At 44.2% G+C, this 13,270-nt stretch carries 10 protein-coding genes; 6 read left to right on the top strand and 4 right to left on the bottom strand.

The annotated features are described in order from the left end of the window. The coding region (hutI, locus tag RCH62_RS02400) for an imidazolonepropionase (protein WP_306474536.1) at nucleotides 1–956 on the top strand (956 nt) is incomplete at its 5' end. Nucleotides 957–1,065: 109 nt separating this feature from the next. Here the strand turns inward: hutI and RCH62_RS02405 are convergent. Continuing rightward, nucleotides 1,066–2,037 (bottom strand): hypothetical protein, encoded by a 972-nt coding sequence (locus RCH62_RS02405; RefSeq protein ID WP_048716400.1) that lies wholly within the window; start codon nucleotides 2,035–2,037, stop codon nucleotides 1,066–1,068. A gap of 361 nt (nucleotides 2,038–2,398) precedes the next feature. On the opposite strand from RCH62_RS02405, the gene RCH62_RS02410 reads away from it, so the two are divergent. Together RCH62_RS02410 and RCH62_RS02415 are read left to right on the top strand one after the other, a co-directional pair. Further along, nucleotides 2,399–4,783: a phosphoketolase gene (locus RCH62_RS02410; protein ID WP_048716402.1), complete on the top strand. Its 2,385-nt coding sequence runs from the start codon at nucleotides 2,399–2,401 to the stop codon at nucleotides 4,781–4,783. 246 nt (nucleotides 4,784–5,029) lie between these two features. Continuing rightward, the gene (locus RCH62_RS02415) at nucleotides 5,030–9,496 is read left to right on the top strand and encodes an SGO_0316/SGO_0317 family LPXTG-anchored serine peptidase (protein ID WP_306474537.1); all 4,467 of its coding nucleotides are present in this window, start codon (nucleotides 5,030–5,032) and stop codon (nucleotides 9,494–9,496) included. A gap of 67 nt (nucleotides 9,497–9,563) precedes the next feature. Here the strand turns inward: RCH62_RS02415 and RCH62_RS02420 are convergent, their stop codons facing one another. Genes RCH62_RS02420 through RCH62_RS02430 form a run of 3 tightly spaced genes read right to left on the bottom strand, consistent with a single transcriptional unit; the run spans nucleotide 9,564 to nucleotide 11,893 of the window. Further along, complete coding sequence (locus tag RCH62_RS02420) at nucleotides 9,564–9,971, bottom strand: hypothetical protein (protein WP_306474550.1); 408 nt, start codon at nucleotides 9,969–9,971, stop codon at nucleotides 9,564–9,566. Beyond that, nucleotides 9,952–10,854: a phosphodiester glycosidase family protein gene (locus RCH62_RS02425; protein WP_129822443.1), complete on the bottom strand. Its 903-nt coding sequence runs from the start codon at nucleotides 10,852–10,854 to the stop codon at nucleotides 9,952–9,954. Before RCH62_RS02425 ends, RCH62_RS02420 begins: the two co-directional genes overlap by 20 nt. Beyond that, the gene (locus RCH62_RS02430) at nucleotides 10,841–11,893 is read right to left on the bottom strand and encodes a bifunctional glycosyltransferase family 2/GtrA family protein (RefSeq protein WP_306474538.1); all 1,053 of its coding nucleotides are present in this window, start codon (nucleotides 11,891–11,893) and stop codon (nucleotides 10,841–10,843) included. Before RCH62_RS02430 ends, RCH62_RS02425 begins: the two co-directional genes overlap by 14 nt. Nucleotides 11,894–12,170: 277 nt before the next feature. Between RCH62_RS02430 and rpsF the strand changes: the two genes are divergently transcribed. Genes rpsF through rpsR form a run of 3 tightly spaced genes read left to right on the top strand, consistent with a single transcriptional unit; the run spans nucleotide 12,171 to nucleotide 13,263 of the window. Further along, nucleotides 12,171–12,461 (top strand): 30S ribosomal protein S6, encoded by a 291-nt coding sequence (rpsF, locus tag RCH62_RS02435; protein WP_003005040.1) that lies wholly within the window; start codon nucleotides 12,171–12,173, stop codon nucleotides 12,459–12,461. Nucleotides 12,462–12,487: 26 nt separating this feature from the next. Then, nucleotides 12,488–12,982 carry a single-stranded DNA-binding protein gene (locus RCH62_RS02440; RefSeq protein WP_061564306.1) on the top strand — a complete coding sequence of 165 codons (495 nt, stop codon included), beginning with the start codon at nucleotides 12,488–12,490 and terminating at the stop codon, nucleotides 12,980–12,982. Between the two features lie 41 nt (nucleotides 12,983–13,023). Beyond that, nucleotides 13,024–13,263, top strand: coding sequence for a 30S ribosomal protein S18 (gene rpsR, locus RCH62_RS02445; RefSeq protein ID WP_000068664.1), 240 nt, complete (start codon nucleotides 13,024–13,026; stop codon nucleotides 13,261–13,263). The last annotated feature ends 7 nt before the right edge of the window (nucleotides 13,264–13,270 follow it).

Genomic DNA, 13,270 nt, shown 5'->3' on the forward strand with positions numbered 1-13,270 from the left:
TAGCGGGTGTTTCTTACTTAGACATCCTCGCTCAAGGCGGTGGAATTCTGAGCACTGTTCGGGCAACTCGTGAAGCATCTTTTGACAATCTCTATAACAAGTCCAAACGATTGTTGGACTATATGTTGCGTCATGGAGTGACCACCGTTGAAGCTAAGAGTGGCTATGGTTTGGATTGGGAAACGGAAAAACGCCAACTAGATGTAGTAGCTGCCTTGGACCGTGACCATGAAATTGATCTGGTTTCGACCTTTATGGCAGCTCATGCGATCCCGACAGAGTATAAGGGCCGTTCTCAAGAGTATTTAGATCTCATCATTGAGCAAATGCTTCCAAAAGTGAAGGAAGAAAAGTTAGCTGAATTCTGTGATATCTTCTGTGAAAAGGGTGTCTTTACAGCAGATGAGTCTCGCTATCTTCTGTCAAAAGCCAAGGAAATGGGCTTCAAACTGCGGATTCATGCGGATGAAATCGAGTCTATCGGTGGTGTGGATGTTGCAGCTGAATTGGAATCTACTAGCGCAGAACACCTGATGGTGATTACCGATGAAGGCATTCAAAAACTAGCAAAAGCAAAAGTTATCGGCAATCTATTGCCTGCTACAACCTTCAGCCTCATGGAAGATACCTATGCACCGGCTCGTAAGATGCTGGATGCTGGGATGGCCATCACTCTAACAACCGACAGTAACCCAGGATCCTGTCCGACAGCCAATCTTCAGTTTGCCATGCACCTCGGTTGCTTCATGATGCGTTTGACACCAGTTGAGATTCTCAATGCGGTAACTATTAATGCAGCTTATTCAGTCGATCGTGCCAAAACCATTGGATCTTTTGATACTGGAAAACAGGCCGATATCACTATTTACGATGCACCAAATCTAGATTATCTCTTCTATTTCTTTGCGACCAACCTAGTGACAGATGTTTATAAAAATGGTAAAAAAGTGATTTAATCCTCTCGTTTCAAATGTGACCTAAATAGAAAAAAATCCCCTCATCAACTGATTCTGATGAGGGGATTTAGTGCTTAGATCAGTATTTCCAAAGGGAGTTGGAAAATCTTTAAATTCCAACCTTGACATCTGGGAATCTCTCAGATACCTGTGCAAAAAGAGTGTAGAGTTGTTCTTCAGCGTTCTTCTTATTCTTAATGGCTAGGCGGTGCTGTTTCTTTGGTTTGTCCTTGCGGATGTAGCACAATTGGAAGATTGAGCGAGCAATCCCTGATTGACGAACTCGAGTGACATGTAAGTATAGTTGTTGAACCTCTCGTAAATCAATCGTTTGCGTTCCTCTGAAATAGGTAATCAAATGATTTTTGTACAAGATAACTTTTAAGTCTTGATTGTAGTAGCTGGCTTCATCAGACAGGCGAGACAGATCTCCTTGGAGTTCGGGATAGTTTTGGTGGAGTTCCTGATAGGAAGCAATGGTCCGTTTCCGAACGGAGAAGCTGGCTACGACCATTATGATAGAAAGTCCAGCAAGAGCAGCTGAACCAATTAAGAGGAATAAGGAGTCTTTGTTGTACTCTGTGAGGCTTAAGTAATAGCTGGTCGTCATATTAAGTGACACGACAGAAGTCGGGTCGAGAAGGGAATGGATGTAGTCACTATAACCGACAAGGCGACCGTTACGAGACGTATTTTTGCTATCCTTTGCCAAAGGGGCTAATTGCGTTCCCTTTAGTTGATAAGGATCGGTCTGCAGTTCCCCATTTTTTGCCTTATCAATGACCTCTTTAATCGTCGCATCGTCTTTTTTGGCTTCGATCCCTGCAAACCTACCATCGTTTTGGTTATCGTACTGGACGATATAGAGGACGTGGCCGTTGTCCACAGTTCCGACAGGTTCTCGTGTAATATCATAGACCTTCATCGTTACAGGGTCCCCAGACTTTTCTGCCTTCGCAAAGCTAGTAGAAGGGTTCTGGCGGCCCATCCATAATGAAAATACTAATCCTGCGAATGCAAGAAAGACAAGGGCAAGCACTAGACCTGACACAAATCCTTTATTGCGTTTTTCCGTCATCATAATGATCTCCTTTAGTTTGACATCTAAAGTATATCATGAAAGATTTTATGTGACAAGGGGATTTATAGATAGCTGATTTCAAAGGCTTTTTAAGTGGTCTAAGCAGAAAGCTGTTTGTAAAATGATTGAAAAATGCTTTGATTTTAGAAGAGATTTGCAACTTTTTATAAAAAACTATATTTTTTTTAATTTTTTCTATATACAAAAAGCTAAATTATTGATAGAATAGAAAAGAATTGAATTAAAATTTGGTTCGCGTTCGTTCTGTCTTCATATGAATGAAACAGGATGTTTATAACCTAAATACTTGCACTGGATTCTAATTCATCAGAATCATAGCTAGAATTTGAGAGGAGACAATATGACTGTTGATTTTAACAGCAAAGCTTACTTGGATAAAGTGGATGCGTGGTGGCGTGCAGCCAACTACATTTCGGCTGCTCAAATGTACTTGAAAGACAACCCATTATTGAAACGTGAAGTGGTTGAAAACGACTTGAAGGCTCACCCAATCGGACACTGGGGAACTGTACCAGGACAAAACTTTATCTATGCTCACTTGAACCGTGCCATCAACAAATACGACTTGGATATGTTCTACATTGAAGGACCAGGTCATGGTGGACAAGTTATGGTGTCCAACTCTTACTTAGATGGTTCTTACACAGAATTGAATCCAAATATCCCACAAAATGAAGAAGGATTTAAACACCTATGTAAAATCTTCTCATTCCCAGGAGGGATTGCCTCTCACGCGGCGCCTGAAACACCAGGATCTATCCACGAAGGTGGAGAACTTGGTTATGCTCTTTCTCACGCAGCTGGAGCTGTTTTGGACAATCCAGATGTGATTGCTGCAACCGTAATCGGTGATGGCGAAGGAGAAACTGGTCCATTGATGGCTGGTTGGTTGGCCAATACCTTCTTGAACCCAGTTAACGATGGTGCTGTTCTTCCAATCTTCTACCTCAACGGTGGGAAGATTCACAACCCAACGATCTTTGAACGCAAAACAGACGAAGAATTGGCCCTCTTCTTTGAAGGTCTTGGATGGAAACCAATCTTTGCAGACGTAACGGCTATTTCTGACGACCACGAAGCAGCTCATGCTTTGTTTGCAGAAAAATTAGACGAAGCGATTGAAGAAATCAAGAAAGTCCAATCAGAAGCTCGTAAAGGTTCTGCAGAAGAAGCAACTCAACCAGTATATCCTGTCTTGATTGCTCGTATTCCTAAAGGTTGGACTGGACCAAAAGCTTGGGAAGGTACACCAATCGAGGGTGGATTCCGTGCGCACCAAGTTCCAATCCCAGTAGATGCTCACCACATGGAGCATGTAGATGCCCTTCTTTCATGGTTGGAATCTTACCGTCCAGCTGAATTGTTCGACGAAACTGGTAAATTGCTTCCTGAAATTGCCGAAATTGCACCAAAAGGTGACCGTCGCATGGCTATGAACCCAATCACAAACGCAGGTGTCATCGAACCAATGGACACTGCTGATTGGAAGAAACATGCCTTCAAGATTGAAACACCAGGGGCTATCATGGCCCAAGATATGATCGAGTTTGGTAAGTATGCAGCAGATCTTGTGGATGCGAACCCACATAACTTCCGTATCTTTGGACCAGATGAAACTAAATCAAACCGTCTTCAAGAAGTCTTCACTCGTACAAGCCGTCAATGGTTAGGACGTACGAAACCAGACTACGATGAAGCTTTGAGCCCTGCTGGACGTGTTATTGACTCTCAATTGTCAGAGCACCAAGCAGAAGGTATGCTCGAAGGATATGTCTTGACAGGTCGTCACGGATTCTTCGCTTCTTACGAATCATTCCTTCGTGTCGTGGACTCTATGATTACTCAACACTTCAAATGGTTGCGTAAATCGAAGACTCACACGACATGGCGTAAAAACTACCCTGCCTTGAACTTGATTGCGACTTCAACTGTTTTCCAACAAGATCACAATGGCTACACTCACCAAGATCCAGGTATCTTGACTCACTTGGCAGAAAAAACTCCAGAATATATCCGTGAGTACTTGCCAGCAGATACGAATACGTTGCTTGCGGTGATGGACCAAGCCTTCAAGGCAGAAGATATGATTAACTTGATCGTTTCTTCTAAACACCCACGTCCTCAATTCTACTCAGCTGATGAAGCAGAGGAATTGGTTCGTGAAGGATACAAGGTGATCGATTGGGCATCAACTGTTTCAGCAGATGAAGATCCAGATCTTGTCATTGCAGCTGCAGGTACAGAGCCAAACCTTGAAGCTCTTGCAGCTATTACAATCTTGCACAAGGCCTTCCCAGAATTGAAGATCCGCTTTGTCAATGTGGTAGATATCTTGAAATTGCGTCACCCATCCGTCGATGCGCGTGGACTTTCAGATGAAGAGTTCGACAAAGTCTTCACAACTGATAAACCAGTCATCTTTGCCTTCCATGGTTACGAAGGCATGATTCGTGATATCTTCTTCAACCGTCACAACCATAACCTTCGTGTACATGGTTACCGTGAAAACGGAGATATCACAACACCATTCGATATGCGTGTCATGTCTGAATTGGATCGCTTCCACTTGGCACAAGATGCAGCCAATGCAGCTCTTGGAGCAGAAGCAGCTGAATTCGCAGCTCAAATGGACGAAACAATTGCCTTCCACAATGCTTACATCCGTGAACATGGTGATGATATTCCAGAAGTACACAACTGGAAATGGGAAAACATAAATAAATAAGTTTATTCCAAAAGAAATCAGAAGTTATTCTGGTTTCTTTTTTTTGTACCTTTTTAATGAAAGAAACTTTGTCTGAGGAATTCCCCTTGGCAAGAAAAGATTCTTCAATAATGGATAGAGAAATCTGACAAAATCAATAAGATAGTATATTTTTTTAGATTTTGCTAGATTGCATTGACTTTGCATAAGATAAGGACTAAAATATAGGTGCGGAAACCGCTTACAAATTATAAAGGAGGTCTGTTTATGGGAAGCGACAGACAACAACGTTTTTCTTTACGAAAATATGCAGTCGGCTTAGTATCGGTACTTGTCGGATGCTTTTTTTGTGGGGTGACTGTTTCAGCCCAGGAGCAGGAAGGGCAGGCAGATACACCCGCTCTTGTAGTGAAAGAAGGAAGTCAAGAGGTGAGTCCGACAGTCGGACAGGACAAAGGCTCGGACGGAGCTCATGCAACTGATACAGTTAAAGAGGAGTCTTCCTCACAAGAGCAAGCCAAGACTGATGGTAAGGACCAAACCAAGCAACCACAAACTACCTCTTCAGCTACTAGCGATCCTTCAAATGAGAAACCAAAAGAAGAGAAGACCTTATCAGCTTCTGTTATGGCAAGTCCAACAGCTAATCCTGAGCTTGCTACGACGGACACTCCCAAGGAAGTAACGAAAGAAACTCTAGAGGATTCAAGTCCAGTCGAGGTCCTAGTTCGTCTGAAAGAAAAAGTTTCTGATGGGGTTGGAGAATCATCACCAGTCTCAAAAGAAGCACGTATCGAACAAACCAACCAAGACCATGAACAATTTTTGAAAGAACTCGAAAAGCAATCCATTCAGTTCAAAAAATTGTATGACGTTAATTTGCTCTTTAATGGACTGGCTCTAGAGACGACTTATGGAGATGCTAAAAAGATTCGGGGACTAGCGCGTGTAGATGCCCTAGATTATGCTCCACTAGGTCGGACTAGAGTGGAGGAAAACCAGCCTGCTCCTGCATCACCGACTTCAACTACGACCAAGGTCAGTGAAGAAAATAGTCTGATCAATTTACAGCCACTCTGGGATAAGGGGATTAAGGGTCAAGGTCAGGTTGTAGCGGTCATCGATTCGGGGGTCGACCCTGCCCACGATATTTTCCGTCTGACAGATATCAGCAAGGCCAAGTACAAGAGTGAAGCGGAAATTGAAGAGGCTAAGAAAAAGGCCGGCATCACTTACGGTAAATGGTACAACAATAAAGTCGTCTACGTTCACAACTATAGTGATATGGATGACAATGTTAAAGAAGATGATCCAATCTCTCACGGTGCCCACGTAGCTGGAACCGCTGTGGGAAATGCCTCTCAACCATCCCCAAATGGTGAGATTATCCGAGGTGTCGCTCCCGAAGCCCAGCTTATGTTTTTGCGTGTTTTCTCAGACACTAAGGGCGGTCAGGTGCAAAATTTCATCTATACCAAGGCAGTGGAAGACGCCGTCAAATTAGGGGCTGATTCCATCAACATGAGTTTGGGAACCGCATCAGGCTCGATTTATGATGTGGGAGAAATCACGCGCCAGGCCTTTGAGGCAGCGAGAAAGGCGGGAGTGACCATTACAGTTGCCTCTACCAATATGGCGACCAATGGCTTCTGGCACAGCAAACCACTTGCAAGCACACCGGATTATGGGATGACAGGAACCCCATCCGTCAACCCAAATGTCATCTCAGTCGCTTCGATTAATAGTCTGACCAAGCATGAGTCGGCAGAAGCAAGCCTGACCGTAGAAGCCTTAAAAGGTTCGAAAGACTTCCCAGATGGCAAAATTCCGATGCACTCCTTTGTGGAACGCGATGCCTTTCGGACGACCATCCCTCAAAGCTATCTCCATGTGGAAAAGGGAGGGATCGACCACTACCAAGCTGATAGTATCAATGGGCACTTAGTCCTTACGGAGCGAGGTGGCGAAGTTTCGGATGTGGATAAGGTCAAAGAGCTCAAAAGAGCTGGTGCTACAGGGGTGATCTTCTACCAGACTAAGGAGCAGGGCAATAATCCTGTAAGCTTTGACTTAGAAGGGCTGGGGGAACGATTCCCAGTTGGGGTTATTGGCCACGATGCTGGAAGTGTCCTAGCACAACATGCCCAGGACTACCAGCTCCATATTGCCAACAAATTCAAACGGGTGCCGTACGACGCAGCCAATCAATTATCCGACTTCTCCTCTTGGGGGCTGTCAGCTGATGGCGACCTCAAACCAGATGTCACCCTTCCAGGAGGGATGATCTACTCATCTGTTAATAATGGAGAGTACTATATGGATAGGGGAACCAGTATGGCCTCTCCTCATGCAGCAGGAGCCACTGTACTGGTGAAACAAGCCCTGAAGGAGCGCTTCCCTCATCTCAGTCCAGAACAGTTGCAAGTTCTTGTCAAACAGATGACCATGAGTACAGCTGTTCCGCATGTGGATGAGGAGACACATGCCTATTCCTCTGTACGTCAGCAAGGCGCAGGGGTCATGGATGTCACAGCTGCAGCTCTAGGAGATCTCTATGTGACTGCAAAAGATGCGAAAAGCAGTCTAACACTTGGCAATGTCACTGATACCTTTGAGTTTGACGTAACCATCCACAATCTTTCCAATCAAGAGAAGTCGGTCCGCTATGAAACCACCCTTCAGACAGACCAAGTCCAGGATGGCAAATTCACCCTTCATCCTCGTCTGTTAGAAACCCTAGGTGGCAAGGAAAGCATCACGATTCCAGCAAATGGACAGCGGACGATCCACGTGTCCGTTGACGCGAGCAAGTACAAGGAAGAGCTCAGCAAGCAAATGCCAAATGGTTATTTCTTAGAAGGTTTTGTACTTGTCAAAGATGCCAGCAACAACAAACATCTGGTCAGCCTTCCTTATGTTGGTTTCCATGGAGATTACCAAAATCTTCGCGGGATCGAAAAGCCTATCTACGAATATACAGGTAGTGACAAGCCATTTTACTACTATAAGGACAAGACAGATTATCCAGATGAAAAGGTCCCAGAAACCCCAGAGCGTCATCCAGATAACCACTTTACTTCTTTGATTAGTTATGTCTATGAAAATGGAGAGTCTGTAGCCAAAACTCTTGGCCAGGATGGGGATCACTTTGATGGGGACCAACTTTACTTCTCTCCAAACAATGATTCCAGCTTTGATAGCATCAAGGTCAAAGCCGTCATGCTTCGCAATGTTGAAAATGTCCACCTATCAGTCTACAAGAAGGAGGACACAACTCGTACTAACCCGATTTACGAGGTTGGAAATGAAGTGCATCGTAAGACGGACTGGAGTTATCGGATTGGGAATCGTAGCGAAGAGTTTTATGAAATCTCTTGGGAAGGTTTGGACAAAGACGGCCAACAACTCCCAGATGGAGAATACCAATTTGTGATCACTTACCGTCCAACTGCTTCAGGGGCCAAGCAACAAGAGCTTAACTTCAAGGTTAAGATTGACAATACGACTCCAAGCATCGAGTCTGGAAGTGCTCAGTACGATCCAGCAACACGGATTTTCCGACCAGGTAAGGTGATCGAAACTGGTAGTGGACTAGCAGGGACTTATCTGTCCTACGTCAAAAATGGGGAAACCGTGGCCTTGGAACCCCAAGAAGACGGTAGCTATCTGCTTCCGGAAGGGGTTGACCCTTCTACTGTTCGCTATACCATCTGGGATAAGGTCTACAATACCACTGAGATGGACATCGAAGGAAAGAAAGTAGAGGCAACGACTTCGACGAATGAAGCCAGTTCAGATGAACAACCAGGCGAGACAGAGACTGAAAAACCAAAGGCTGAAAAGAGTACCTTGGAGGTGGTCTTCACAGATAGCAGTGGAGAAGTCATTTCGTATTATCCATCCGTCGTTCGTTATCAGGTAGTGGATGACCAAGGCCGTGTAGTAGAAGGAGAGTTCAATGCGTCCTACAATGCTGGCACCTTCCCAGAATTACCTTTTGGCACTTATACAGTGAAAATCACCTTGTCTGATTACCATTATGATTGGGGAACAGAACTAGTGAAGAAGGTGACGGTTTCAGCCGAAAATCCACATCCGAAAGTGACCTTTGCCTTCCATTATTTAGATGAAAACAAACTCACTATTGGATTTGATCAGCCGGTTCCGACAGGAACAGTCGTAAAAGTGGTGGGGAATGATGGTATCAGTCGCCTTCTCCCACAAAGTATCTATGATTTGAAACGCTTTGAGACCATGTTGATGAACGGCTCCTATCGTGTTCATGTGGATCTCCCAGCGGGGTATCGTGCATCGGAAAATGATTTCCTTTATGAAGTGAGCAATCAAATCAATTTCCACCTTCTTTCTTTGGTCAAAGACGTTATCAAGCCAAACCCAGAGGTGCATAGTGGAGCGATTGTGAAACCATGGATTCAACCAGAAAATCCGACACTAGAGATACCGGAAACTCCAGTGACGCCTGTCCAACCAGCGGTATCTAAAGGCCCAGCTACCCCAGCTCAACCAACTACATCTGAAACGAAAGAAGTTGCAACAAACAAACCAGTCGCTGTTACCTATCATACAGGTGGTCAAGCAGAAGTAGCTGCTACATCAGCAACTGGTCTTCCAAAAACAGGTCAAGATGAATTGGCTTCAACAGTCCTTAGCCTCTTTGGCATGACCTCACTAGCTTTGGCAGGCTTTGTAGCAAGTAAAAAACGGCAAGATTAAGTCGTTCATGTATTAGGTTAATCAAAAAAACGTCCGTTTCATTTTAGAAACGGACGTTTTGAATGTTTTAAGCTGTTTTCTCCACCCAGACACTTCGGACAAAGAAGAGGCTGATAAGGGCAAGGGCTAGGAAGATCCCTGCAACATAATAGTAGGGCTGGTCGAGAGTTGTAGAACGACCAGAGAGCTTAACAATGCCTCGGTAGAGGGCTCCAGCAGTTGCCGTGGCAACTGCTGAGTTCCAAAGATTGAGAGTGAGTCGAGAAAGGCCTTTTACCACTAGTTGCAGAGCCACTAGCAGGGTGCCGCCGATCAAAGGAATCAAGAAGAGGTAGTGCATGAAGGCAGAGGTTTCGCCAAAACTAAAGTGTTCATAGATGCGACTTCCGACGAAGAAGAAAGCTGAAATCAGAGTGTACCAGAGAATCGTTTTTTTCAACCGTTGTTTGATAGGATTAGTAACCGATGTAGACAATGTCACTCACCGCCCTTTCTGAGATAGTACCATTTGTAGTTGGTTTGTTAATAACTTGGCCATTGAAGTAAAGTGTAGAAGATCCACCACCATCCAGGTTGTAGGCTGTTTTGACGTCGTACGATTTCATCACTTCCGCTAATTGGTAGAGAGAAAGCCCTTCACTCTCTGAAGTCCGGCCGTCCGAGACGACAATGATGTAGTGGTTTTCATCGATGATCCCAATGGCAGTACGTGGATTAGACGCCATGGATTGTCCCACCTCTGAGTTCGTATCGACAGTAATTACTCCATCTTCAACCAAGGAAGGTCCGAAGGCAAGGATATTAACAACCCCGTCTTTGACCAACTGATCCGCAGTGATTTCATCTTCGTAGATAACCTTGAAGGAACCATCTTTATAAATCGCTAAGTCGCCATTGCTAGAGTCTTCGCGAACCGTATCGCGGTAGACCACTCCATTTCGGATGACATAGCCGGTGCTATTAGCACCGTAGTAGTCTCCATTGACGGCTAGAATAGCATTATTTTCAGCTGCAGTGACGGACGTCTTAGCCGTCACGTTTGTCCCGTAGGTATTTTGAGCAAAAGCAGTTTTTAGATAGTCAGAAGAGCTAACCGTAATATCTGCAATGTAAACTTGAGTGTTTTCAACTGTTGTTTCTGTCAGGCTCACCTGGATATTGTCATCGGAGTAACTGGTATCTGTAGTAGTAGCAGAGGCTGCTGCCTCCTCAGCCGCCTTGGTATCAGTGGTCGTAGCTTTGACTGTTTGGATAGCATCCGATAAGATAAAGGTCTTGAGCATAGAATAGCTGAAGGAGCTTGTTAGCAGGATGCCGAAACAAGCAGCATAGGTATAAGATTTTTTAAAGAATTTCATGAGTAGGTGCAGTCCTTTCCTTGAAAATGATTTTTTTCTGAATCAACCATGAGACGACGAAGAGCAAGAGTCCGACGATCACTTTGCTGAGGAGCAAATGGAGACCAAAGCTTGCATAGAAGAGTCGAATCAAGAGGGTATCGAGAATAAAGAGTCCAATCGCAAGTCCCAAGTAACTACTTCCGGTTCGAGCCACGCTGTCTTTGTTCTTAAAGACTAGATGTTTGTTGGTTGAGTAGTTAAAGATGGAGCTGGCCACACGAGCGATCCCGTTTGCAAGGAGGATACGAAGACTAATCGGCACAGCCATCATCACGAAAAGGAAGAAGGCATAGACCAGGTAATCCACGATAAAGCTACTCAGGGAAGAGAGGGCAAACTTGAACATGTCCTTGTAGATCATGAGACCGTCGCGAATAGGACGGAAGTGGGACCCTTCATTGTCATTGATATAGACTGTTTCAATCGGAACTTCCAAGATGGGAAAGGCCTTGCTAGCTGCGAGGAGCACATTCATTTCGTACTCATACCGTTGTCCCTCGATATCTAACATAAAGGGGATCATGTTGGCTGTAAAGGCTCGAAGTCCAGTCTGCGTATCTGTCACAGCGACCCCTGTTTGTTGCTTGAACAAGAAGCGGGTCAATTTATTTCCGAATGCAGAACGCAAGGGAACCTTGCCTGAAAAGGCGCGTGCCCCTAGAACCAATTGGTTCGGATTTTCTTGTGATTGATTGGCTACGCGGAAGATATCCCAAACCTTATGTTGACCATCAGCATCAGCGGTGATAACTGTTCCATATTGCCCTTGCTCTTGAATGTAGGTGTAGGCTGTTTTGAGAGCCCCTCCTTTTCCAAGGTTGGTTTCGTGGTGAAGGACTGTAGCTAGCCCGTCTAACTTTTCAAAAATCGCTTGGCAGTCCTCAGAACTACCATCGTCCACAACGATAATGGAGAAGTCACATTTTTCTCTCAGTTTTTTTACCAGTTTGAGAAGTTTTTGATCGGGTTGATAAGCGGGGATGACTAAATAATTCATAAGCGTTCCTCGTTTCTTGTTTGTGATGAAGGTAGTATAATGGCCCTTTCTTAAAGCTAACTGATATCAGTTTTCTTTAAGGAAAGGGAGAGATTTCCTTGTTGTAAAAAAGGAGAGAAAATAATAGAAGAAAAACAAATCTTTTCGAAAAGAATGTAGAGAAGGTATTTTTACTTGCCTTCTATCCCAAAGTCTGGTATAATAATTTCTTGTGAGCAAACCTCACTTACCCCTTGCAAAGACTTGGGGTCATTAGACCAAAAGGAGGAACATATCAATGGCTAAATACGAAATTCTTTATATTATTCGTCCAAACATTGAAGAAGAAGCTAAAAACGCTTTGGTAGCACGCTTTGACTCTATCTTGACTGACAACGGTGCAACTGTTGTTGAATCAAAAGATTGGGAAAAACGTCGTCTTGCATACGAAATCCAAGATTTCCGTGAAGGACTTTACCACATCGTAAACGTTGAAGCGAACGACGCTGTAGCTCTTAACGAGTTCGACCGTCTTTCAAAAATCAACGGTGACATTCTTCGTCACATGATCGTAAAAGTTGACGCGTAAGCCCTAACGAATAAAGAAGGTGACTAATGATTAACAATGTTGTACTTGTAGGTCGTATGACTCGAGATGCTGAACTTCGTTATACCCCTCAAAATCAGGCTGTTGCGACATTCTCACTCGCGGTTAACCGTAATTTTAAAAACCAAAATGGTGAACGAGATGCGGACTTTATCAACTGTGTGATTTGGCGTCAACAAGCTGAAAATTTAGCAAATTGGGCTAAAAAGGGTGCCTTAGTTGGGATTACAGGTCGTATCCAGACTCGTAATTATGAGAATCAGCAAGGTCAACGTGTTTATGTCACTGAAGTCGTAGCGGACAGCTTCCAATTGTTGGAAAGCCGCGCGAATCGTGAAGGACAAGCAGGTGGTGGTTATGCTTCAGCTGGAGGATTTGCAGGAAATGCAGCTCCAAGCTTTGGAGTATCTGAACCATCAAACGCAACACCAAACTTTGGACGTGATGACAATCCATTCGGAGCTAATCCAATGGACATCTCGGATGACGATCTACCATTCTAAGAATGGGTTTAACGAATTAAAACTATAAAGGAGAAATAAACATGGCTCAACAACGTCGTGGCGGATTCAAACGCCGTAAAAAAGTTGATTACATCGCAGCAAACAAAATTGAATATGTTGATTACAAAGATACTGAGCTTCTTAGCCGTTTCGTTTCAGAACGTGGGAAAATCCTTCCTCGTCGTGTAACTGGAACTTCAGCGAAGAACCAACGTAAAGTAACAACAGCTATCAAACGCGCTCGCGTAATGGCTTTGATGCCTTTCGTAAACGAAGATTAAAGAAAAG

The organism is Streptococcus sp. (genome assembly GCF_030825805.1).
GTDB lineage: Bacteria > Bacillota > Bacilli > Lactobacillales > Streptococcaceae > Streptococcus.